Annotated in this window: 26 protein-coding genes; 8 read left to right on the top strand and 18 right to left on the bottom strand. The window is 36.0% G+C overall.

Translation table 11 applies throughout. The features are described 5' to 3' along the window. Position 1 precedes the first annotated feature (1 nt). From parE to ACYVEC_RS05790, 6 genes are all read right to left on the bottom strand, one after another. The gene (gene parE / locus ACYVEC_RS05815) at positions 2 to 1,966 is read right to left on the bottom strand and encodes a DNA topoisomerase IV subunit B (RefSeq protein WP_063221271.1); all 1,965 of its coding nucleotides are present in this window, start codon (positions 1,964 to 1,966) and stop codon (positions 2 to 4) included. 376 nt (positions 1,967 to 2,342) lie between these two features. Beyond that, positions 2,343 to 2,756 (bottom strand): CoA-binding protein, encoded by a 414-nt coding sequence (locus ACYVEC_RS05810; protein ID WP_063221272.1) that lies wholly within the window; start codon positions 2,754 to 2,756, stop codon positions 2,343 to 2,345. A gap of 79 nt (positions 2,757 to 2,835) precedes the next feature. Next, positions 2,836 to 4,077, bottom strand: coding sequence for a S1C family serine protease (locus ACYVEC_RS05805; protein WP_063221273.1), 1,242 nt, complete (start codon positions 4,075 to 4,077; stop codon positions 2,836 to 2,838). Positions 4,078 to 4,279: 202 nt separating this feature from the next. Further along, positions 4,280 to 4,957, bottom strand: a complete 678-nt coding sequence (locus ACYVEC_RS05800; RefSeq protein ID WP_001044686.1) for a response regulator transcription factor — start codon at positions 4,955 to 4,957, stop codon at positions 4,280 to 4,282. Between the two features lie 18 nt (positions 4,958 to 4,975). Beyond that, positions 4,976 to 5,428 carry an anaerobic ribonucleoside-triphosphate reductase activating protein gene (nrdG, locus tag ACYVEC_RS05795; protein WP_063221274.1) on the bottom strand — a complete coding sequence of 151 codons (453 nt, stop codon included), beginning with the start codon at positions 5,426 to 5,428 and terminating at the stop codon, positions 4,976 to 4,978. Then, entirely contained in the window at positions 5,425 to 7,281 is a 1,857-nt protein-coding gene (locus ACYVEC_RS05790; protein WP_063221275.1) for an anaerobic ribonucleoside triphosphate reductase, read from the bottom strand. The genes nrdG and ACYVEC_RS05790 overlap by 4 nt, the downstream gene beginning before the upstream one ends. A 225-nt stretch (positions 7,282 to 7,506) precedes the next feature. Here ACYVEC_RS05790 and plsY point away from each other — a divergent pair, with 225 nt between their 5' ends. Together plsY and ACYVEC_RS05780 are read left to right on the top strand one after the other, a co-directional pair. Continuing rightward, positions 7,507 to 8,103, top strand: a complete 597-nt coding sequence (gene plsY, locus ACYVEC_RS05785) for a glycerol-3-phosphate 1-O-acyltransferase PlsY (RefSeq protein WP_000258967.1) — start codon at positions 7,507 to 7,509, stop codon at positions 8,101 to 8,103. Positions 8,104 to 8,211: 108 nt separating this feature from the next. Further along, complete coding sequence (locus ACYVEC_RS05780) at positions 8,212 to 8,502, top strand: HesB/YadR/YfhF family protein (protein ID WP_001054442.1); 291 nt, start codon at positions 8,212 to 8,214, stop codon at positions 8,500 to 8,502. Between the two features lie 27 nt (positions 8,503 to 8,529). Here ACYVEC_RS05780 and ACYVEC_RS05775 read toward each other — a convergent pair whose 3' ends face one another. Then, positions 8,530 to 8,949, bottom strand: coding sequence for an acyl-CoA thioesterase (locus ACYVEC_RS05775; protein ID WP_000495815.1), 420 nt, complete (start codon positions 8,947 to 8,949; stop codon positions 8,530 to 8,532). 109 nt (positions 8,950 to 9,058) lie between these two features. Between ACYVEC_RS05775 and ACYVEC_RS05770 the strand changes: the two genes are divergently transcribed. Further along, the gene (locus ACYVEC_RS05770; protein WP_063221276.1) at positions 9,059 to 10,351 is read left to right on the top strand and encodes a glycosyl hydrolase family 18 protein; all 1,293 of its coding nucleotides are present in this window, start codon (positions 9,059 to 9,061) and stop codon (positions 10,349 to 10,351) included. A gap of 28 nt (positions 10,352 to 10,379) precedes the next feature. Here ACYVEC_RS05770 and tlp read toward each other — a convergent pair whose 3' ends face one another. The 5 genes from tlp to ACYVEC_RS05745 all read right to left on the bottom strand — a co-directional run bounded on the left by tlp (position 10,380) and on the right by ACYVEC_RS05745 (position 12,778). Further along, complete coding sequence (tlp, locus tag ACYVEC_RS05765) at positions 10,380 to 10,577, bottom strand: small acid-soluble spore protein Tlp (RefSeq protein ID WP_002172888.1); 198 nt, start codon at positions 10,575 to 10,577, stop codon at positions 10,380 to 10,382. Positions 10,578 to 10,676: 99 nt separating this feature from the next. Next, positions 10,677 to 10,811 carry an acid-soluble spore protein SspN gene (gene sspN / locus ACYVEC_RS05760; RefSeq protein ID WP_000527987.1) on the bottom strand — a complete coding sequence of 45 codons (135 nt, stop codon included), beginning with the start codon at positions 10,809 to 10,811 and terminating at the stop codon, positions 10,677 to 10,679. A 43-nt stretch (positions 10,812 to 10,854) separates the two neighbouring features. After that, the gene (locus tag ACYVEC_RS05755) at positions 10,855 to 10,998 is read right to left on the bottom strand and encodes an FbpB family small basic protein (RefSeq protein ID WP_001254697.1); all 144 of its coding nucleotides are present in this window, start codon (positions 10,996 to 10,998) and stop codon (positions 10,855 to 10,857) included. Positions 10,999 to 11,137: 139 nt separating this feature from the next. Further along, complete coding sequence (locus ACYVEC_RS05750) at positions 11,138 to 12,085, bottom strand: 3'-5' exonuclease (RefSeq protein ID WP_063221277.1); 948 nt, start codon at positions 12,083 to 12,085, stop codon at positions 11,138 to 11,140. Between the two features lie 117 nt (positions 12,086 to 12,202). Continuing rightward, the gene (locus ACYVEC_RS05745; protein ID WP_063221278.1) at positions 12,203 to 12,778 is read right to left on the bottom strand and encodes a TlpA family protein disulfide reductase; all 576 of its coding nucleotides are present in this window, start codon (positions 12,776 to 12,778) and stop codon (positions 12,203 to 12,205) included. A 376-nt stretch (positions 12,779 to 13,154) separates the two neighbouring features. Between ACYVEC_RS05745 and ACYVEC_RS05740 the strand changes: the two genes are divergently transcribed. Both ACYVEC_RS05740 and ACYVEC_RS05735 read left to right on the top strand, forming a co-directional pair. Further along, positions 13,155 to 14,510, top strand: a complete 1,356-nt coding sequence (locus tag ACYVEC_RS05740; protein WP_199677876.1) for an RNA-guided endonuclease TnpB family protein — start codon at positions 13,155 to 13,157, stop codon at positions 14,508 to 14,510. Between the two features lie 394 nt (positions 14,511 to 14,904). Then, positions 14,905 to 15,162, top strand: a complete 258-nt coding sequence (locus ACYVEC_RS05735; RefSeq protein ID WP_063221279.1) for a hypothetical protein — start codon at positions 14,905 to 14,907, stop codon at positions 15,160 to 15,162. Between the two features lie 23 nt (positions 15,163 to 15,185). Here the strand turns inward: ACYVEC_RS05735 and ACYVEC_RS05730 are convergent, their stop codons facing one another. Together ACYVEC_RS05730 and acnA are read right to left on the bottom strand one after the other, a co-directional pair. Next, positions 15,186 to 16,901 (bottom strand): ABC transporter ATP-binding protein, encoded by a 1,716-nt coding sequence (locus ACYVEC_RS05730; protein ID WP_153039346.1) that lies wholly within the window; start codon positions 16,899 to 16,901, stop codon positions 15,186 to 15,188. A 51-nt stretch (positions 16,902 to 16,952) separates the two neighbouring features. Then, positions 16,953 to 19,676 carry an aconitate hydratase AcnA gene (gene acnA / locus ACYVEC_RS05725; protein ID WP_063221281.1) on the bottom strand — a complete coding sequence of 908 codons (2,724 nt, stop codon included), beginning with the start codon at positions 19,674 to 19,676 and terminating at the stop codon, positions 16,953 to 16,955. A 291-nt stretch (positions 19,677 to 19,967) separates the two neighbouring features. On the opposite strand from acnA, the gene sspO reads away from it, so the two are divergent. Further along, complete coding sequence (gene sspO / locus ACYVEC_RS05720; RefSeq protein WP_000518052.1) at positions 19,968 to 20,117, top strand: acid-soluble spore protein SspO; 150 nt, start codon at positions 19,968 to 19,970, stop codon at positions 20,115 to 20,117. Between the two features lie 41 nt (positions 20,118 to 20,158). On the opposite strand, the gene pdaB is transcribed toward sspO, so the two are convergent. Next, the gene (gene pdaB / locus ACYVEC_RS05715) at positions 20,159 to 20,884 is read right to left on the bottom strand and encodes a polysaccharide deacetylase family sporulation protein PdaB (RefSeq protein ID WP_142332851.1); all 726 of its coding nucleotides are present in this window, start codon (positions 20,882 to 20,884) and stop codon (positions 20,159 to 20,161) included. A 46-nt stretch (positions 20,885 to 20,930) separates the two neighbouring features. Beyond that, entirely contained in the window at positions 20,931 to 21,194 is a 264-nt protein-coding gene (locus ACYVEC_RS05710; RefSeq protein WP_001146294.1) for a hypothetical protein, read from the bottom strand. A 121-nt stretch (positions 21,195 to 21,315) separates the two neighbouring features. Between ACYVEC_RS05710 and ACYVEC_RS05705 the strand changes: the two genes are divergently transcribed. Both ACYVEC_RS05705 and ACYVEC_RS05700 read left to right on the top strand, forming a co-directional pair. Continuing rightward, positions 21,316 to 21,438, top strand: coding sequence for a small acid-soluble spore protein P (locus ACYVEC_RS05705; protein WP_000517650.1), 123 nt, complete (start codon positions 21,316 to 21,318; stop codon positions 21,436 to 21,438). Positions 21,439 to 21,562: 124 nt separating this feature from the next. Then, positions 21,563 to 21,949, top strand: coding sequence for an Hsp20/alpha crystallin family protein (locus tag ACYVEC_RS05700; RefSeq protein WP_063221282.1), 387 nt, complete (start codon positions 21,563 to 21,565; stop codon positions 21,947 to 21,949). Positions 21,950 to 21,992: 43 nt separating this feature from the next. Here the strand turns inward: ACYVEC_RS05700 and ACYVEC_RS05695 are convergent, their stop codons facing one another. Together ACYVEC_RS05695 and ACYVEC_RS05690 are read right to left on the bottom strand one after the other, a co-directional pair. Continuing rightward, the gene (locus ACYVEC_RS05695) at positions 21,993 to 23,231 is read right to left on the bottom strand and encodes an MDR family MFS transporter (RefSeq protein ID WP_460505879.1); all 1,239 of its coding nucleotides are present in this window, start codon (positions 23,229 to 23,231) and stop codon (positions 21,993 to 21,995) included. A 67-nt stretch (positions 23,232 to 23,298) separates the two neighbouring features. Continuing rightward, positions 23,299 to 23,706 (bottom strand): hypothetical protein, encoded by a 408-nt coding sequence (locus ACYVEC_RS05690; RefSeq protein ID WP_000965141.1) that lies wholly within the window; start codon positions 23,704 to 23,706, stop codon positions 23,299 to 23,301. Positions 23,707 to 23,842: the final 136 nt, after the last annotated feature.

Here is a 23,842-nt window from a genome sequence, read left to right as displayed (position 1 = left end):
GTTATTCCACCTCCGTCTCCATTATCATTTCATTTTCTAAAATATTTCCTTCTTCTTGCATACCAAACTGTACATTACGCTCAATCCATTTACGACGCGGTTCTACTTTATCACCCATTAACGTTGTAACGCGGCGTTCTGCTCTTGCTGCATCATCAATTTTCACGCGAATTAATGTGCGTGTTTCAGGATTCATAGTCGTTTCCCATAATTGATCCGCATTCATCTCACCAAGTCCTTTATAACGTTGTAACATATAGCCTTTTCCAACCTTTTTCGTTACACCGTCTAATTCTTCATCTGACCAAGCATATTCAATTACTTCACTCTTACCTTTTCCCTTACTTACTTTATATAAAGGTGGAAGTGCGATAAACACTTTTCCGGCTTCGATAAGTGGTTTCATATATCTGTAGAAAAACGTTAATAACAATACTTGAATATGAGCTCCGTCCGTATCAGCATCGGTCATAATGACAACTTTATCGTAGTTAATATCTTCAACATCGAATTCATTTCCTACGCCGCCACCAATCGCATAAATGATTGTATTAATCTCTTCGTTTTTAAAGATATCAGCAAGCTTTGCTTTTTCTGTATTAATAACTTTACCACGTAACGGTAATACCGCTTGGAAACGACGATCTCGTCCTTGTTTTGCTGAACCACCGGCAGAGTCACCCTCTACTAAGTACAGTTCATTTTTCTGCGGGTTACGTGATTGTGCAGGTGTTAACTTACCACTTAATGTACCTTCTGATTTTTTCTTCTTCTTACCACTGCGAGCTTCTTCTCTCGCTTTACGAGCAGCCTCACGCGCTTGCGCTGCTTTCACTGCTTTTCTCACAAGAAGTGTAGCTACATCCGGGTTTTCTTCTAAAAAGTAGGCTAAATGCTCTGATACAATCGCATCAATTGAAGACCGCGCTTCACTTGTACCTAGTTTCCCTTTCGTTTGTCCTTCAAACTGAAGTACTTCTTCTGGTACACGTACAGAAACGATAGCTGCTACCCCTTCACGAATATCTGTACCTTCTAAGTTTTTATCTTTTTCTTTTAATAGTGAAACTTTACGCGCATACTCATTAAACACACGCGTCATGGCTGTTTTAAATCCAGCTTCGTGTGTTCCACCGTCTTTTGTACGTACGTTATTTACAAACGAAAGAATATTTTCTGAGTAACCATCATTAAATTGAAATGCTAGTTCTGCTTCAATCCCATTTTGTTCACCAGTGAAGTATACAACTGGATGAATAGAATCTTTTTCTTCGTTTAAATAGGAAACGAAAGCTTCAATTCCTGTTTCATAATGAAATACATCTTCTAAATCATTTCGTTCGTCTTTAATTGAAATCTTCATTCCTTTTAGTAAGAATGCTGATTCACGTAATCTTTCACATAACGTTTCATAATTGTAATTTGTTGTACTGAAAATCGTTGTATCTGGTTTGAAATGCATTGTCGTACCAGATTCTTTCGTTTTCCCAATTTTCTCAAGCGTCGTTACAGGAACACCACCATTTTCAAAACGTTGTTCATAAATGCTACCGTCACGCTTAATCGTTACGACTAACCATTCTGATAAGGCGTTTACAACTGATGCCCCAACACCGTGTAAACCACCACTCGTTTTGTAACCACCTTGACCAAACTTACCACCGGCATGAAGTACAGTTAAAATAACTTCTGGTGTAGGTTTTCCAAGCTTATGCATTCCCGTAGGCATTCCTCGCCCTTTATCTATAACGCTAATACTATTATCTTTATGTATTACGACAGAAATTTCGTCGCCAAATCCCGCTAACGCTTCATCAACGGAGTTATCTACTATTTCGTATACTAAATGATGCAATCCACGGCTGTCCGTGCTCCCGATATACATACCCGGGCGTTTTCGAACGGCTTCAAGTCCTTCTAACACTTGAATCGCATCTTCATTATATTGGAACTGATGCTTCGCCAAACTCCTTGCCCCTTTCCTAATCCAAAATCAGAACATATGTTTCTATTATAGAATAACGCCTCGACTATAGTTTTGGCAAGTTATCTTATCTCTTTTATATACCATTTTCAATAGAAAAATCCTTGTTTTTTCACAAGGATTCCTCTAGGCTACTATTTCAGAAAAATAATCGTTTGTCAACGAGAAATGGATATGTATGCCAAGATTACACATTCCAAACCTTTATTATGATCCAAATGATCAATATCCAAAACGGGATTACAAGTAACAATCCCCAAAAACAGCCTTTAAAAAATCTCATGATGAACACCTCGTTCATCGGCCCTACTTATCTATAATGTGGGCTGAACCAATCTTTCTAACTTTACAGTCTACACTATTTTGTCATCGCATGTTCTACTTTTATACAACGATCCATTATTACAGTATAGTCTTTTTCTTTTAAAAGTTTGTATGTATCTTCATCTTGTACTCCTAATTGTGCCCAAAAAACATCTGCATCAATCTCTACAAATTCTTTTGCAACATCCATTAAAAATTCTGGACGGCGGAATACATTTACAATATCAACATGTTCCTTAATATCCTTTAGTGAAGCAACTGCCTTTTCTCCAAGCACCTCATCTACCGTTGGGTTTACTGGAATAATGCGATACCCAGCATCTTGCATTGCTTTTGAAACCATATACGATGTACGTTCTGGCTTATCCGATAATCCAACAACTGCAATCGTTTTGCTTTTCTTTAGTACTTCACCAATTTCCGTACGAGTTGGGTTTTCAATTGTCATAATTTATCCCTCCTATTCCTTTAGTATAGCCGATAAAGAAAGTCTCTTTCAATATGAAAGAGACTTTCTTTTATTTCGATTATTGATTCTTTGTAGCTGAGTTATCTGCTAAAGTGGCTGTTTTCGTCATTTTTTGACCGTTACGATAGAATGTAACTTCTACTTTTTCGCCTACTTTTTTCTTTTCATATAAATATTTACGGAATTGAAGTGAATTTTCTACTTTTTGATTATCTAATGCTACTACAATATCATATTGCTCTAAACCAGCTTTTTCTGCAGGGGATATTGGGTAAATTTTACCTAATACAACGCCATTTGTTACTTCTTTCGGTACTTTCAATTGATTTACCGCATAAGCTTGCACATCTTCTAATGAAACGACACCTACTCCAAGAGCTGGACGTTTCACTACTCCGTCTTTTTCAAGTGATTCAATAACTGGTTTTGCGATATTAATTGGAATAGCAAATCCAATCCCTTCAACTTCTTGTTGTGCAATTTTACTTGAATTAATCCCAATTATTTCACCGTTTTGGTTAAATAATGCACCACCACTATTACCAGGGTTAATCGCTGCATCTGTTTGAATAACTTGAGCATTCCAATCTGCCCGTTTATCCCCATCAATATCTACTGGAATTTCACGTTCTTTACTACTAATAATACCTTCCGTTACACTTCCATCAAATCCTAGTGGGTTACCGATTGCAATTGCTTTTTCACCCGCACGGATTTTGCTTGAATCACCTAAAGTGGCAACTTTATTTACATTAGCCCCGTCAATTTCAACAACAGCTAAATCTAACCAAGGATCTTTCCCTACTAGTTTTGCATCTACCTTTTTACCATCACTTAATTTTACAGCAAGTTTATTTGCACCATCTACTACATGGTTGTTCGTTACAATATATGCTTTATTTCCTGCTTTTTTATAAATAACACCTGATCCTGAGCCAGCTTGTTGTTCTTGACCTGTCGGTTGCATTGCAAATGGATCAATACTTTGTTGCATATTAATAACACCTACAACAACATCTTTCGCGCCTTCAATCATACCAGGTAAATCAGTTTCATTTTTTGCTTTATTGACAACAGGAACTACAGTACCTTCAACTTTTGAATCCGAACTAAATGACGATACAGCCGCTCCATTATTTTGAGCCCATGGCATATATGGTGCTGCAAAACTAATTGTGACAGCCCCAACTACAGCCCCGACTAAACCTGTGAAAAAATAACCTTTTTTACTGCCCGATTTTCTCACTTCTCTCGTTTCCCTATGCTCTTCATTTAAATTTGGTCCGTCGTAATATCCCATGTTTTATTTCCCCTCTCTGGTGAATTCGTATTTTCAGTATAGTCACGTTTTGTGTCCTTCTTGTGAACTCATCGTGAAATCCAATTAAAAAAATACTCTTATCTAACATTGTAGACAAGAAAAGTATTTTTTGTACATTCTACCTGCAAAAGAGGATATAAAATTGACATTTCCCTAGGCTAAAGTACACAATCCGTTACAATTATTCTTCAAATTTGTAACCAACTCGAATAACAGTACCGATATGCTTCGCTTTATCTCCTAGCTTATTTCGTAGTTTTTTAATATGAGTATCAACCGTTCGGTCATCACCGTAATAGTCATATCCCCATAACTGATCTAATAAATGTTGTCGTGACAACACAATTCCTTTGTTCTCCATTAAATAAACAAGAAGTTCAAATTCTTTATGTGTTAATATAATTTCTTCTCCATCTACTAAAACGGTTCTAGATAGACGATTCACTTCTATTCCAGCTAAAGACATAGTATTTTCTTCCGCTACTCCTACCACGCCATCCGCACGTTTCAATAACGTCTTCGCGCGAGCTACTAACACTTTCGGGCTGAATGGTTTCGTTACATATTCATCTGCACCTAATTCGAATCCTAATAATGTATCATCCTCATCCGAACGTGCTGTCAACATAATGATTGGTACAGCTGATTCTTTTCTAATTCGTCTACAAACAGACCATCCATCTATTTCTGGTAACATAATATCTAACATAATTAAATCAATTTCATGCTCTGCAAATAATTCTAACGCTTTTTTTCCGTCTTCTGCTTCGATTACTTCAAAGCCTTCATTACGAAAATAATCACTAACGATTTCACGTAATCTTCTTTCATCTTCAACAAGTAATACTGTTTTATTCATATAATCTATCCCGCCTTTTTACTCTTTCAATCGAATAATACGTTGATTGGAGCTTCCGCGAAATGGAAGTGTTAAATCTTTTTTCTCGATTTCAAATCTTCCATCGACTAAAACATCCCCATAATGTAACAACTCTATCATATCATTATTTTGAGAACTCTGTATCTCTTCTAACGTATAACCTGTATACATCCATAGATTTTTTTTCAAATCTTTCACAGCTTTTGCTACTTTTTTCACTTCATTAGCTTGGAAAAATGGATCTCCACCTGAAAATGTTACATCAGTTAATGGATTACTTGCAATCTCTTCCATAATTTCTTCTACTGTCATTTCAGTTCCATTACAAATATTCCACGATTTCGGATTATGGCAACCGAAACAACGATGCGGACAGCCCGCAAAAAACACGACTGTCCGCAATCCTTCTCCATCTACTACACTATCATGAATGATGTTCATCACTTTCATTTATGCTTCACCCGATCCATCTCTTCACTACGTTTCGCACTATTCCACTTCGACATATCTCCTACAAGATAACCTGTTATGCGGCGAATTCTTTCTATATTGGCCTCATCTTCATTTCCGCAGCTTGGACATTCATTTCCGATAACTCCGTGATAGCTACAGCACTTACAACGATCAACAGGATGATTAATTGAACCGTATCCAACGCCATTCTCTGCCATCGCTTGCACAATTTGTTTTAACGCCTTTTTGTTATGCATTGCTGCTCCGTCTAGTTCAATATACGTAATATGTCCCCCATTACATAGGGCGTGGAAAGGTCCTTCTAAACGAATTTTATTTATCGCTTGAATGTTATAGTAAACTGGGATATGGAACGAATTCGTATAATAATTATGATTCGTTATACCGCTAATCACACCAAATTCTTCTCTATCTTTTTTCACAAACTTCCCTGATAACCCTTCTGCAGGAGTTGCAATTACTGAGAAATTCAGTTCATGTTCTTCTGTCGCTTTATCCATTCTATCTCTCATAAAGGAAATGATTTCATATCCAAGTTTCCACGATTCTTCATCTTCTCCATGATGCTTACCTGTTAAAGCTACTAAACACTCCGCAAGACCGATAAAACCAAGACTTAACGTCCCTTGCTTTAAAATGGATGCTACAGAATCTTCAGGCTGTAACGTTTCTCCTCCGCGCCATACACCTTGTGAATATAAAAATCGAAAATCTCTAGCTCGCTTCGTACATTGGTACTCAAATCGTTCTAATAATTGCTTAATCCCTAAATCTAAGTAATAATTTAACGCTTCAAAAAACGCTTCTTTTGAACCACTAATTAACGCTAATTTCACTAAATTAATAGACGTAAATGATAAATTCCCTCTTCCAATCGCTGTTTCTTCTCCATGTATGTTAGACATAACACGAGTACGGCATCCCATGTAACATACTTCACTTTCCGGTCGTCCATCATAATGCACTGCATTAAATGGCGCATCTAAAAATGAAAAGTTAGGGAATAATCTTTCAGCCGTTGTTTCTAACGCTAATTCAAATAAATCATAGTTCGGATCACTTTCTTCAAAGTTCAAACCTTTTTTCATTTTAAAAATTTGAATAGGAAAAATTGGTGTTTCCCCTTTACCAAGACCAGCTTGTGTCGCTTTTAAAAGCTCTCTAACTAATAATCGTCCCTCTTTTGATGTATCTGTTCCATAATTAATAGAAATAAACGGTACTTGTCCCCCGCCCCTACTATGCATACTATTTGAATTATGAATAAACGCTTCACAAGCCTGATACGTATCATTTTCTGTTTCTTTCCATGCAAATTCTTCTATTTGTTCTTTCGTAAGCGGATATGACTGTAATCGTTTCTTATGTCTCTCTACTGTTTTTCTCACATATGGAGCTAAATCAATATCAAAGAGTGCAAACGATTGACCACCATGCTGCATATTTTGATTCGCTTGAAAAATAATAGACGAAAGAGCCAATGCACTTTTAATGTCTTGCGGTTGTCTCATATGGCCATGTCCTGTATGAAAACCGTTAGCAAGCATTTGCGCTAATGGAATTTGCGAACAAGTCGTTGTCCCAGTCGCATAAAAATCTAAGTCATGTGGATATAATATATTTTGATTTATCGCTTTTTTCACTTGATCTGACAATAAATTTTCAACTGCATAATATTTCGCACTCTCAGATGCGAACGTTCCCATTACTCCCATCGGAGAGCGGCCATCTACATTTGCATTTTCTTGCATTAAATCTTGTTCATTGCCGTGGACAATTGTCTCAAACACTCTCATTAATTCTTCTCCACGTGTATTTTTTTGTAACATTTATAACCCTCCACCAATATGTTGTTGTCTTTTGATTAAAATGTTACTACATATAGTCTTATTGTTTCTGTGAGAAATGTAACATTCCTGTGAAATTTTTTGCACGAAATAATGAATTTTTCATTTACAAAAAAGAAATGTGCTCTTTACAAATGTATGGTACAATATACGGGAAAAACTCTTTTTACCCTTTATCAACACATTTGAATAAAGGAGACTGAACTTATGGTTACTACATATCTTTTATTTATCGTTGCCTACTTACTTGGCTCGATCCCATTTGCACTAGTCGTTGGAAAGATTGGTTATGGAATTGACATTCGTGAGCATGGAAGCGGTAATTTGGGCGGGACAAATACATTCCGCACACTAGGGAAAAAAGCAGGTTTTATCGTTACAATTGCTGACATTTTAAAAGGTACATTAGCAACGAGTCTACCGATTATTTTCGGGTTAGATGTTCATCCACTATGGTTCGGATTAGCAGCTGTTCTTGGACATGTGTATCCGATTTTCGCGAAATTCCGTGGTGGTAAAGCAGTTGCAACTTCTGCTGGCGTGCTTTTATGCTACTCACCAGTTGTTTTTGCAATATTAGCTGTTGTCTTTTTCAGCCTTTTATTTACAACAAGATACGTATCACTTTCTTCTATGGTAACAGCTGTCGTTGCCGTTATCGCATCAATTGTTAGCGGGGATAAAATCTTCATTATTGCGATGTGTTTATTAGCAGGTATGGTTATTTATAAACACCGTGCAAATATTGGACGAATTATAAATAAAACTGAACCGAAAGCAAACTTTTCAAAAAAGCAAAAATAAGATCGTAACCCACATAACGCAAAAAGAAAACGTGAAGCATATTAATAGCGTCTTTTTGCGTTATTTTTTATACTAAAGAAAAAGCAACATAATTTGGAGGAACTATACATGAATCTTTCCGTAACAAAAGAAGCAGCACAATGGTATAAAAACGAATTAAACTTACAATCAGGTGAAACACTACGCTTTTTCGTACAATACGGTGGTTGCAGCACTGTGCAAAAAGGACTTTCTTTAGGTATTCGTAAAGATGACCCTGCACACCCTGCTGTTCAAATTCAAGAAGAAGATATTAACTTCTTTATTGAAAGCGATGATGAGTGGTTCTTCGATGGACATAATTTAGTTGTTACATTTAACGACGGTGATGATTTCCCGCAATTTAATTATGAAAAATAGAAAAAACGTGGCTTCTGCCACGTTTTTTTATTTTTTCTTAATTTCCTCATATTTCGCATACCACTCAGGATAGAACTTTTTAAATGATACGGGCCTGAACCCTTCTTTTTTCGCACAAATATTCGTCGTACTTGCGGTAATACAAAGTTCACCTTCGCCGTTATATATTTCATAACCATATACCACACGAAGCGGGCTCACAGTGTCCACCCATGTTTTCACAATTGCTTTTTCACCGTAACGCATCGCTTTACGATATGAAATTTGCAAATCTAACACAGGAGAAATAATACCCTCTTTCTCCATTTCAACATATGAAAAACCTAAATCTTGTATAAGTTTCGTGCGACCTAATTCAAGCCACACCAAATAGTTTGAATGGTAAACAACACCCATTTGATCTGTTTCCGCATAACGGATTTCAACTTCATGTTCTGCTACAAACATATGTATTCGCCTTCTTTCACTTCTGCTGCCTTGCATACATTTAATCATAATACAGTGACAACAAAAATAAAATAAAAACAGTGAATCTTTTACTGAAAGGAGCAAGCATATGATTCAAATTGTAACTGTTCGTAGCGGTGATAGCGTATATAGCTTGGCATCAAAATATGGATCAACACCTGACGAGATAGTAAAAGACAATGGATTAAATCCAGCTGAAACACTCGTTGTTGGTCAGGCACTGATCGTGAATACGAAAGGGAATAATTATTATGTACAGCCTGGCGATAGCCTATATCGAATCTCTCAGACATATAACGTTCCTCTCGCTAGTTTAGCTAAAGTTAATAACTTATCTTTAAAATCCATTCTCCATGTTGGACAGCAATTATATATACCGAAAGGGACAAAACGAGCGGTAGAATCCATCGCTTATTTACAACCTTCAACAATTCCAATAAAAGAAAGTTTGGTAAATGCTACACGTGCTATCAACCCATTTTTAACGTATTTAGCCTACTTTAGTTTTGAAGCCAAAAGAGATGGTACATTAAAAGAACCAACCGAAACAGCTAAAATCGCTAATATTGCAACGCAAGGCAACACCATCCCTATGCTTGTTATTACAAATATTGAAAATGGAAATTTCAGTGCCAATCTGACATCAGTTATTTTACGGGACGCAACAATCCAAAATAAATTTATTACAAACATTTTGCAAACTGCTGAGAAGTACGGTATGCGAGACATTCATTTTGATTTCGAGAGTGTGGCACCTGAAGATCGTGAAGCGTATAATCGTTTTTTACGAAATGTAAAAACACGATTACCTAATGGATACACGCTAAGCACAACGCTTGTACCGAAAACAAGTTCAAATCAAAAGGGAAAATTTTTCGAAGCTCACGATTATAAAGCACAAGGACAAATTGTTGATTTCGTCGTCATTATGACATATGACTGGGGATGGCAAGGCGGGCCACCGATGGCGATCTCTCCTATCGGTCCTGTAAAAGAAGTACTTCAATATGCAAAATCTCAAATGCCTCCACAAAAAATTATGATGGGGCAAAATTTATACGGTTTCGATTGGAAACTTCCATTCAAAGAAGGAAATCCACCTGCAAAAGCAATTAGCTCTATTGCAGCTGTTGCACTAGCTCGTAAATACAATGTTCCTATCCGCTATGATTTCACAGCTCAAGCTCCTCATTTTAATTATTTCGATGAAAATGGTGTACAACACGAAGTTTGGTTTGAAGATTCACGGTCTGTTCAAAGTAAATTCAATTTAATGAAAGAACAAGGTATAGGCGGTATTAGCTATTGGAAGATAGGTTTACCATTCCCGCAAAATTGGCGTTTACTCGTTGAAAACTTTACGATTACAAAAAAGGGCTGACATAAGTCAGCCCTTTTTGTACATTCTGTTAAGATTCATCTTTGATTTCACTTTTTAATGAGTCAATACTTTCTAAACGTCTTTGATTTTTTGCTTCAATAGCAGCACGATCTTTTTCATTAGAAAGTTCCGCTGTTTCTTTTGCTTCATTAAAGTTATCAATTGTATTTTGCACCATTTCTTGTAACTTTTCAGCGTTGTCACTTCGATTATCTGGATTTGGCATGTACTTCCCTCCTAATATTGTATATACACACCATCTTAAGTTACCTATCTTGCCTCAAATTTATACATAAAAAAGGAGAATGTAATATTCTCCTTTTCTTTAACCGTTATCAACAATCGGTTGTTTGCCCGTTTGGTCTTGCATTTGCTTTCCTTTATTGCCACCAGCTTTTTTTGATTGTGTTCCAATATGATTCGGTGCAAAGTCTTTTGAATTCTTTTTCGGATTACCCATTACTATCGCCTCCTTAACACTAGTATCGTACTAGTGTTAAGAATTATTCAGCTTGCTTAAAAAGTTTCATTTCATAACGTTTTTCAATACGTTCTTCAATACGATCGATTGCATCACGATCGCTTAATAATTGTTGTTTATTTTCTTTCACAAGTTCGTCAAATGATTTACGGCGACTTCTTCTCATGCTGTTCACCCTCTCTCCTTTACTTTCTTATTACATAGTATGAGCAAATGAAAAACTCTTTAATCAGATTTGCAAGAAAATTTTATGTTTTAATACTCCTAAAAAAACTCCGTATACAATAAATTGTATACGGAGTTTTTTATACCATAACATTTAAATACTCTTTCAGTTTTTCATCTGCATTCGTTTCATTTTCTTTATAATCATGGAGCGCTTGTAGTACGAAATCATACTGTTCTAAAATATAACTTTCTAATTTTAAAACATCTTCTACGCTATTCAGCATAATTCTCGTATTACCAGCTTCACTTTTTAACGCCGGTTCACATTGTAAGCTCGTACATATTTCTTTCACATCATCTTCTAATATATCTGTTAATACATATTTCTTTCGACCTTTTACTTTTAATCTCATAACCGGATAAAAAGCTTTTATATCTAAATAATTCCCTACATTCATGTAACGAATCCATTCAATATTACGTTTATTTCGTACAAGCATTTCTTTTAATACTTCATATACCACAGTTTCATCAAGTACGTCTTTATTTGATTTTCTCTTTGTTTCTTCCTCAATAGATGCACATTTTTGATAAACAGCTGCACACGTAATACAATCATCAAATGCATTATGAGAACTTAAACGAATGCCAAGCATTCGCTTTAACGTTTCAAGTTTATGATTAGGCGCGTGCTTCATATATTTCTTTGCTAAAAACACAGTATCAATCACTTTATTTTTAGGTTCCGGTAATCCAAGCATATTGACATTGCTTTTCAAAAAGCGCATATCAAAAGAAGCGTTATGAGCCACAATAACATTTGTATGTAAAAATGCTAAAAATAAAGGTAACACTTCTTCAATTGTCGGTGCATCTGAAACACGATAATTTGTAATACCTGTTAAGCTCGTTATTCGGCCTGGAATTGGACGCTCTGGGTTCACGTATGACACGAATTGATCTACTAGCTCATGATTACGATATTTCACTGCTGCTACTTGAATAATTTTATCATTATAAGGGTTAAATCCTGTTGTTTCAAAATCAATTACAACATAATCTAACGGTAAGGATATATTCCCCACTCCAAATACACTCCTTTATCTCTAAACGTTTATATTTCTTTTATCATATCACGAAGCTTTCACTACTTGAAAAAGAAAAGGCAGAAATGGTTACTTTCCACCTCTACCTTTTCACCATTATTTTAATTTAGTAATCCGTTTCTCCATCTCTTTTTGCGTCATCGGTCCAATAAACTTATCTTGAATGACACCTTTTGTATCTACAAAATACGAAGTTGGGATCGTAATTACTTTATACGCTGTTGTTACATCAATATTTTTGTCCAATAAAATAGGAAAAGTAATTCCTTTTTCCTTTGCAAAATTACTTACCTTTTCGATCCCTCCGCCTTTTTCTGAAGGCGTATAATTTATTGCTAAAATTTCTACATTTTCTTTATGTTCTTTATAAAAAGCCTCCATATCCGGCATTTCTTGCTGGCAAGGCCCACACCACGTTGCCCAAAAATTTAAAATCACTTTCTTTCCTTTTAAATCTGATAACTTTACATTCGTTCCATCTAACTTCGTTAATTCAAAGTCTGGCGCACTCTTTCCTATTTCAATACCGTTACTTGCAATCATTTCTTTCATAGCAGCTTCACTTTTTTCTTGCTCTCCTTGGGCCGCCTGATCGCTTTTACCAAACTGTTCATAAGCTGCATATCCCGCTAAACAAAGTAACACTACAATAATCGTAAGCTTCCGCCACATTTTATATCACCCTAACGTGTTTATCTTCTTTTAATATATCCATTCAAATGCTATATACCTTATTTTAGCTTATACGGACAAGCTTGGAAATATTCACAGTCAAAATAATTGGAATATTCTTATTTGAAGTGCAATTCCTTCCTTTTTATCCTTTTCGGCAAGAAGACTCCATCTGATTTGTGTTACGATATAATCTGCCCTAGATAAGGAGGGGATATATCGTAGGACAACGAAATTGGATAATGATAATCCTTTAGCTGCTTGCACCAAAAGGAATCACGATGAAGACCATGTTCACATTTTGTTCCGTTTCGTTCCCAATATTGATTTGTCAAAAGTAATTTTAATGAATTCTCTGAGAAAGATGGTGAAAATAATGGCTAGAAAGAAAGCGGTGAAAGTATTACGGAAACAAAAGAAAAGAGAAACCATGCAACGCTTCACTCAGAAACAGAATATCGGGCGAGCTTGTCTTACTGCCAAAGAATTTCGTTTACTGCAACGCATGTCACATAGTTCAAAAGCATTGCGAAATGTTGGATTGTATACCATGAAACAAAGTTATTTGAATCACAACAGGATGGCTACTATAAAAGAAGTAGACACAGCCATGCAAGCCGATATGAACTACTGGGGCGTTCAATCAAACTCTGTTCAAGCGATTCGTAGAGCCGTATTTACAGAAGTGAAGAGCTTTTTTAAAGCGTTGGAACAGTGGAAGAAAAATCCTGAGAAGTTCACAGGTCATCCGAAGTTTCCAAATTATTCTCGTTCCACTGACAAACGAATCATTGAAATCTATCAAGTTCCAAAAGTGGATGATAACGGGTATTGGATGATTCCGATGAATGTTGCATTCAGAAAAAAGTTTGCTTCTATTAGAATACGTATGCCTAAAAACTTAAGAAATAAACAAATCTCCTACATTGAGATTGTACCGAAGCAAAAAGGTCGGTTCTTTGAGGTGCATTACACATATGAAATGCACGTTTCTCAAATGAAGAAGCAATCCACGACTACGAGTAACGCTTTGAGTTGCGATTTAGGTGTAGATAGATTAGTAAGTTGCGTGACAAATACAGGTGATGCATTTTTAATTGATGGGAAGAAATTAAAATCCATTAACCAGTACTTCAACAAAATGATACGTAATCTTCAACTGAAAAATGTGGAAAACGGACTTTCTAAACGAATTGTAACGAATAAAATGGCTGCATTTTGGCATAAACGAGAACGACAAATCAATGGTTACCTTTCACAAACGGTAGGCTTGTTGTTCAAAAAATTGAAAGAATTAGATATAGATACGATTGTTGTAGGGTATAACGCTGGTTGGAAACAAAAATCTGATATGGGGAAAAAGAATAATCAAAAGTTTGTTCAAATTCCATTTCATAAACTGATAGCAGCAATTGAGAATAAATGTGTAAAAGAAGGCATTCGTTTTTTAAAACAAGAAGAAAGCTATACTTCAAAAGCTAGTTTTCTTGATAAAGATCCGGTTCCAGTTTGGTCTAAGGATGATAGGAGGCAGTATCTCTTTAGTGGCAAACGAATCACTCGTGGTCTGTACCAAAGTAAAGCAGGGAAATGTATTCACGCTGATATTAATGGTGCATTGAATACATTACAAAAATCAAAAGTTGTAGAATGGGATGAAAATCTTAAAGTGAAAACGCCGATTCTATTAGAAGTACAAAAATGTAAGGCTGTTGCTTCGTGCATAGCTTAGTGGGTGCGTCAACCATCCATGTGTACTCGACTTGTCGGGGCTTGTAGCACACGCCGGATTCATCTGAGTGGTGGCTTCTTCTGCAAGGAAGAATTGCTCTTTTTCGGAAGGGTGGTGCAAGTGGGAAAACAATCGTTCGTTGCCAGTACCGACCAAAAACTTACTTGGGGTGTTACCATAAGGTGGCATGAAGGCTAGAGCGTCAAACTGTCTAGCGATAGACCGAAAAGACCTAGTGTTCTAACTCAAGCCCCCACTGAAACGCTTCGTCTCAGTGGGGGTAGTTGACCATATAATTAGAAAAAAACAAATGAAGTGTTACTCATTTTCTTCTGGACCTATTCACCTTTTTACTTTCATAGTTATATAAACTTCAACAAAAGGGGGATTGCGTATGAATTCATTCGAAAAAATAACATTATATATTCTTAGTTTTCTTTTATACCCAGTCGGTATTATTACATGGATCATTTCACTCTTTAGTAAAGATCTTGAAAAAAAGAAAGTAGGGCGTATTTGTCTCTATGTTTCTCTAGTCTCATTCGTCCTTTTCTTAATTCTTGGAATTGCAACTTTCCTTATGACCGCTACTTTTAATGTTGATCTGAATCATTCTGAATCTATCGAGTATCAAATAAATGACGGTGAATGAAGATAAGAGCATTGCTCTTATCTTTATTTACACCCTTTTAAAAATGAATGACTATTTATTAATTTTTCAGGACTTCCACATGCAACAATACTTCCTTCTCTCATGATAACAACACGATCTGCTAGTATCACTTTCTCTACATCATGTGTTGCTACAATTCTCGTTCCCCCTCTTCCTAGCCCTTCTATCATATTCCAAACAACTTCTTGATTGCTCGGATCTAATCCCGCAGTTGGTTCATCTAAAATAATAAGATTCGGATTTGAAACAATTGCTCGCAATAATGCAAGACGTTTTCTTTCCCCTCCCGAAAACTCTTCACCGCTTTTATGTAGTACAGTTTGAATCCCTTCAGGCAATTCACTAATAATCGGCGTTACATTTACAAGTTCAGCATTTTTTTCTAACTCGTTTTCTAAGCCCACTTCCCCGAAATACATATTCTCTTTTACTGTCTTCCGAAAGAATCGAGGTTCTTGCCACACTGTAGTCAATCGAGCCTCATTACCATAATAAACAATGCTACCGTTAGATGGTTTATACAAGCCTGTCATTAATTTTAAAAGCGTTGTTTTTCCTGCACCACTTTCCCCTACGATCATAATGAGTTCACCAGGGTTAATTTGCAAATCAATATTATGAATTCTGCATTTCTCTTCATCATTTTCCTGAAATGAAACATTTGTTATTGTCATCCCCATCGCTCTTTCTACATTACTATTTGCCACTCGTTTATCTAAAAAGGAAAAAACTCTACTTGCCGAAGCAGCTGCAACTTGTGTCATCATTAATAAATCTCCCACATAACGGACAGGGAAAAAAAGCATCTCTATTGTCGCTAAAACTGCAACAAGTGAACCAACCTCCATTTCGCCCTGCATTATTTTTTGCGCACCTATAATAAGAACAACGATATATGCTCCTGTTTCAATCACTGTTCCAACTACTCCAATACAGTGTTGCATCATCGTCTTCTTTACTTCTGTTTTATAAGATTGTGCCGTTACTCCTTTAAATAAGCCAATAGCCCATTTTTCTTTTTGCAAACTACGTAAATCTTGTGCACCTTTTACAAACTGTGAAACCATCTCTACAACACTTGATTGATTTTTTTGAGCAATACTTGCGATATTTCTTACCTTTTTGCCCATAATCATTGGAACAACTGCACTTAGAAATAAAAACGGAGTTATCCACCAGATGAACTGTGTATCTATATGTTGCAGCGCTATGATCGCACCGATAAATTGCGCAATGGCATGTATATATTCTATTAATATAGAACCATATAACCTGACCCAGTTCGGAATATCAGATACGACTAAAGTTTCCAACTCTCCTTGTTTGATTTTCTCACTCTCTTCAAATGGTAATAAGAAAAAATGACGCAATACATCTATACGCTTCTCTCGTAATATTCGCTGACTCGCTTTGGAGCTTACATAATCAAATGAAAGATTGTTCACCCACATCAACAAGCGACTAACTGCAAACAAAGTAATGTAAAGGTACGCCTCCTTTACCTCTCGTTGAATAAGGTTATCTACAATTAGCCCCATGAATAGTGGACGGGATAAATTTAAAATAGCTGCAAAAAGCCCACTGCATACAGCTGCTATTACTAATATTTTTTCTTTCTGTAACGGTAACAATATTCTTTTATATTCTTTCATGACATTTCCTCCGTTTTTTATAGTAAAAAGAAAGGGATGAAACCAAATGGTTTCATCCCTTTCCATAAAATAAGGAAGCTAACAGTTGTTAGCTTCCTTATCGTTCATTTCAATTATTTAGTTCGACACTTTAGACTCTTCGATTTTCTCACGAAGAACCATTTGCAGAATACCACCGTGACGGTAGTAGTCAATTTCAACTTCACTATCGAAACGAGCTACTACTTCAAATTGTTTTTCGTTGCCATCTAAATCGGTTGCAACTACTTTTACTAGATCACGTGGTCTAACTGTTTTGTCGATTTGAATTTCAAATGACTCGTTACCAACAAGACCTAATGTTTCAGCGCTTTCGCCATCTTTAAATTGTAGTGGTAATACGCCCATTAATACTAAGTTACTACGGTGGATACGCTCGAAGCTTTCTGCAATTACTGCTTTAATACCTAATAAGTTTGTACCTTTCGCAGCCCAGTCACGAGAACTTCCCATACCGTAATCTTTACCTGCAACAACTAGAAGGCCTGTGCCATCTTCTTTATATTTCATAGCAGCATCATAGATTGATGTTACTTCACCAGTTGGCCAATATGTTGTATATCCGCCTTCTGTTCCTGGTGCGATTTGGTTTTTAATACGGATGTTCGCGAATGTACCACGCATCATAACTTCATGGTTACCACGACGAGAACCGTAAGAGTTGAAGTCAACTGGTTGTACGCCGTTCTCTAATAAGTAGCGCCCAGCTGGTGTGTGCTTACCGATTGAACCTGCTGGTGAAATATGGTCTGTCGTTACAGAATCACCAAATTTACCAACTACGCGTAAGCCTGATAATGTTTCAACTTCACCTGGCTCTTTAGATAATCCTTCAAAGAACGGTGGATTTTGAATGTATGTTGAATCATTATCCCAAGTATATAAAGCTTCGTTTGAAGTTTGAATTTCATTCCAACGCTCATTGCTGTTAAATACTTGTGCATATTCTTTCTTGAACAGTTCAGATGTAACAACGTTTTGAACTACATCTTCAATTTCTTTAGCTGATGGCCAAATATCATTGAAGTAAACAGCATTGCCATTTGCATCTTTACCAATTTCATCATTTTTCAGGTCAATATCAACAGTACCTGCAAGTGCATATGCCACAACAAGTGGTGGTGATGCTAAATAGTTCGCTTTTACAAGTGGGTGAATACGACCTTCAAAGTTACGGTTACCAGATAAAACAGATGTTACTAGTAAGTCGTTTGCTGCGATTGCTTCTTCTAGTTCGTCTGCTAATGGACCAGAGTTACCGATACAAGTCGTACAGCCGTAACCAACTGTTTGGAAACCTAGTTGATCTAAATATGTTGTTAAACCTGATTTATCTAAGTACTCTGTAACAACTTTAGATCCTGGCGCTAATGACGTTTTTACGTACTCAGGTACTACAAGTCCTTTTTCAATTGCTTTCTTCGCAACTAAACCTGCCCCAATTAATACGTATGGGTTTGATGTATTTGTACAGCTTGTAATTGCAGCGATTGCAATTGCACCTGTTTTCATCGTTACTTCTTTATCTTCTAATGTAACCTTCACTTCTTTATCGAACTCTTGCTCATTAAATCCAAGTCCTTGTGTTCCAACTGGTGCTACAACAGCTTTGTGGAACGCATCTTTCATATCTGAAAGTGGAATTAAATCTTGTGGGCGTTTCGGTCCAGAAAGGTTAGATTCGATTGTATTTAAATCAATTTCAACAAGATCCGTGTAGATTGGATCTTTGCTGTCTGCTGTATAGAATAAGCCATTTGCTTTACAGTATTCTTCAACAACGCGAATTTGCTCTTCATCTCTACCTGTTAAACGTAAGTATTCTAATGAAATATCATCGATTGGGAAGAATCCACAAGTTGCGCCGTATTCTGGTGCCATGTTTGAAATTGTTGCACGGTCAGCTAAAGGCATGCTCTTTAGTCCATTACCGAAGAACTCAACGAATTTACCAACTACACCTTTTTGACGTAATACTTGTGTTACTTTTAATGCAACGTCAGTTGCTGTAGTGCCACTTGGAAGTGTACCAGTTAATTTCACACCGATTACTTCAGGTACTGGGAAGTATGAAGGCTGTCCAAGCATTCCTGCTTCTGCTTCAATACCACCAACGCCCCATCCAAGAACACCGATACCGTTAATCATTGTTGTATGTGAGTCTGTTCCAACTAATGAATCCGGGTATGCAACTAAGTCACCTTCAGCATTTTTCACAGCATGAACAACTGGTGCTAAATATTCAAGGTTTACTTGGTGTACAATACCTGTTGCTGGTGGAACCGCACGATAGTTATCGAATGATTTTTGTGCCCAGCTTAAAAATTTATAACGTTCTTCATTACGTTTAAACTCTAAGTCCATGTTGAATGCAAGCGCGTCTGCTGTACCCGCTCTATCAACCTGTACCGAGTGATCGATTACAAGGTCTACAGTAATTTCAGGATTAATTTTATCAGGATCCCCACCCATGTCTGCCATTGCTTTACGAAGCGAAGCCAAATCTACAACAGCTGGAACACCAGTGAAATCTTGTAAAATTACACGAGATGGTTTAAATGGAACATCGATATCTTGCACATCTTTCGTTCCCCATTTTGCTAAATTTGTAACATGCTCTTCTGTGATTACACGTCCGTCTACTTGACGAAGTACTGATTCAAGTAAAACTTTCACGGAATATGGTAATTGAGATACGTTGCCAACCCCTGCATTTTCAAGCGCTTTCAAATCATAATAATGATACGTTTTTCCATCTACTTCAAAAGTTGCACGTGATTGAAATGGATTATGTTTGACCATTATGTTTCCCCCCTGTTAAACGTGACTAAGTTGTCTGAATATAAAATGTAGACAAACTTTTCAATACCTTACGATAATATCTTATTACAACTTTCTAAATAAGTAAATAATAAGAAACTTATAGATTATCATAAGTTTTCTTTATGTTTCTAAATTTGAATAGCTTTCATGCTCCTTATGAATACTATTACCATAAAGTAAAGTGCTTTATTAGCGGTTTACTTACAGTTCATACATACTATGAACTGCTCATCATTCAACATACAAAAAATGTTATAGAGGTGAAATAAAATGGGTAAACGAAAAGCAAATCATACTATTTCAGGAATGAATGCTGCATCCGCACAAGGACAAGGTGCTGGTTATAACGAAGAGTTTGCAAATGAGAATTTAACTCCTGCAGAGCGACAAAATAATAAGAAACGTAAAAAGAACCAATAACGAAAAATCCCAAAAGGAACATACACCTTTTGGGATTTTTTCTAATGTTTATAACGTAATAATTCCGAAACAGTTACAAATCGATACCCCTGCTTTTTCAGCTCAGGCAAAATTTTTGCAAGTGCCGATACTGTTTGACTACGATCATTTCCTCCATCATGTAACAATACAATATCTCCACTTTTAGCATTTTTCAGAACATGATTTACAATGGATCCAACCCCAGGATTCGCCCAATCACGTGGGTCTTGATGCCACGACCATAGAACAGTTTGATACCCAGCTTCTTTAGCTGTTTTAAATACAGCATCGTTAATATATCCGCCAGGTGGACGGAATAGCAAAGGTTCTTTCACCCATTTTTTAAAATATTTCTTTCCATCTAAAATATCATTTTCTAATTTTTCATCCGATGAATTACTCGCATATAAATGATTCATCGTATGATTTCCAATTTCATGTCCCTCTTTTAACACTTGTTTCACTAAATATGGATTACGCTGAACTCGAAATCCAATCATAAAAAATGTCGCTTCTGCTTTATATTGACGTAATAAATTTAAAATTTGTGGTGTATAAGTTGGATCTGGTCCATCATCAAATGTAATGGCAATAATCTTTTCATTATTAGGTACTTCCCATGTTACATAGCCAGTTGGTTCTAGCTCTTTTCTGAGCAACATTTTCGCTTCCACTTTTTCAACTTGAAATATATGTACTGCGCATAGTAAAGAAAAAACGAATAGAAAAATTTTCCGTTTTAACATAACATTCATTAAAGTAATAAGGTTGTCGAATACACAACAACCTCATTTACTTTTCTAATTGATCTACATGCTGCATAATATTTTGAAGATTATTTTCGTATTGCTCAAGTTGTGGGCGTTGTGTTTCCGAAGCTACTTCTAGTGCATTTTGAATCTGTTCATACGCCTCCTGAACCTCTTGGCGTAACTCTTTTAAATCATGACCGTAGTTTGGATCATTTTTCACAATGTTGTTAAATGCATTTTCTGCTTGTGTAACGCCTTGCTGAGCTGCTTGAAACGCTTGTTGTTTGTCTTTATGATATGGCATTATACAATCCCCTTTCCATAATAGTTAGTCCCATTTATCTTTACCTTTTTTTCTAAAAACATTCTCGTATAAATTTGCAAACTTCTCTCATTCTAAAGAGAAAGAGGAGGTGTCACATACAATGGGAAAAAACAATCGTGAAGCGAAAGAAAAAAAAGGACAACCTGAACCATTAAGCGGATCTCATAAAGTAAAAAACCGTAACCATTCACGCCAAAAAAATCATGCACATCATGATATGTAAAACAATAGGTTCACACTAGCTACCTTTGCCACATACAATGTTTATATTTTTCCATTTATTCTTCACCCTTACTTCATTCATGCATAACATAGTATGAATTGAGATTTTACGGAGGGTGTCTTACATGGGCAAGAAAAAGAAGGATTGTCTTTTTCATGTTGATGGTTTCGAAGAATGGATGGATCAATTTTGTTCTGATTCTTGTAGTAACTTTAGTTTCCCAAATCAAATTCATATTGATCTTTGTGAAACTGAACAAGAATACATTTTGGAAACAGATGTACCAAATGTAACTGAACAAAATGTAGTTATTAAAAAGATGGAGACAGGCCTAAACATTTGCATACTTCATAAAAATATTTCTTTGCAGCGGAACATTCCTTTACCCGCTAATATTATTTATAAGAAGATGCTAGCCTGCTTAGAGAATGGATTTTTAGCCATTCATATTTCCAAAAACGAAGTAGCTAATAAACATGAAGAGAAAGTTCTTTTTCAAATTGAGAATTAAAATAAATACAAAGATAAGCCCCAGTCGTCTACTGGGGCTTATTTTATTTCGCATGTACTTCCATATTAGAATTTCTGTCATATCTTTTTTTCAATAAACCTTTTGTAATTAAAAGTACAGGAAACGCTACAGTTGAAAATATAGCTAGTGCTGAAAATACTACAAATCCATTTTGGTACCCGTAATAATCGAGAAGTACTCCCCCAAACCATGGACCTATTACTGCTCCAATCCCCGAAAATCCCATTGCTCCAAAATATGTCCCTTTTAAATGTGGAACAGCTATATCATCTATAAATACATCCGTCATTGAAAACATGAGAACTTCTCCAATTGTAAAAATAATTGTACAAATGGCAGCACCTAGCGTAGATTCTGCTATTCCAAACCCAAACAATCCCCCGCTCACAAATAAAGTTCCAACCATAATGGATGCTAATGGTGTATACTTTTTGCACATTTGAATAATAGGGTATTGGATAACCACTACAACAACTGCATTTAAAGCGAGCATATATGAGAACAGCTTCACTCCCTCCTGAAATATATGTGCATTTGCAAAATATTGAGACACTGTCGTCGTTAAATGTGAAAACCCACAATTACTCAAAATAATGCCAACTAACGCAACCAAAAATACTACATCCTTTCGTAATATACGCAGCGCATTTAGCATTGTAACAGGCTTTTCTTTATTAACCTTCTTTTGTTGCAGTGGATATTTCTTGAATTGAAACGCTAATATAACTGTATATAGAACATATACTCCTGCTGCTACTAAAAAAGGAATTGTAGATTTTGCGCTTCCAATTTGTAATCCAACAATTGGTCCAATTGCAACCCCAACATTTATTGCACCGTATCGTAAGTTATATACGAGTAAACGATACTCTGGTTTTGTTAAATCTGATAATAACGCTCTTGACGTCGGTTCAAAAAAGGACCTACATAATCCATTCAAAGCATTTAATAAAAAGAAACTTAAAACATGATCTGCAAGTGAAAAACCTATAAATACAAACACCCAAACGATCATGGACCAAATCATAATCGTTTTCCGGCCGAATCGGTCCGATAAATTCCCTCCAATAAAACTAGCAAATACTCCAACAAGTGCACTCGTTCCGATAATAGCACCAGTCATTCCAGCTGATACACCTTTAACAGTCGTTAAATAAATTGCTAAAAAAGGAATACTCATTGAAGTAGCAAATCTAGCAAACAATGTCCCTAAAATAATACTCATTCCAAGTGGATGAATATGCTTTAACTTCCCCTTCATCTTTAAACCTACTCTCCCTGTTCTTACATAAAAAAAAGAAAGCAAAGGATCTGCTTTCTTTCCCTTTTTATACTTGAGATGTTGTTACCCGAGCAGTTCTCGTTATATCCATATCTATGCCATATGTAAACTGTAATTCTTTACAAACATCTTTAATTAAAATTGCAACATTATACTTCTCATTAAATTGTAAAACGATGTTTTCTACTTCTTCATATGTATACTTATATTCCCCTGTAATGACACTTTTTAAATCAAAGCATTCATTTATACAAAGTTGCACAAGTAGCTGGTCATATTTTTCTATTACATCTTCTTTCTTCCACAGTACCTCTTTTACATATAACCGATCAAACTTCACACTTTCTCGATTACAATCCGTTAAAATCCGGGTCATTTCATTTAATTCTCGATACAATTCAGAAATATTTTTGCTTAAACTAAGTAGTTTATCTACGCCGTTTTCATATAACATATTCATTCCACCCCCGCATTTTCTTCCTCTTATTATAGCAAGAAAATTCTAAAAATAGTTTCTTTCTTCTGAAATATTAGGAAACTAATTTCGATTGCTTTACAATGAAACTAGCGAACACGAAAGGGGAAAGAAA

The sequence above is a fragment of the Bacillus sp. MN7755 genome (assembly GCF_054771475.1).
Note: the sequence above shows the minus strand (reverse complement) of the source record. Positions and strands in the feature narration are given on the sequence as shown.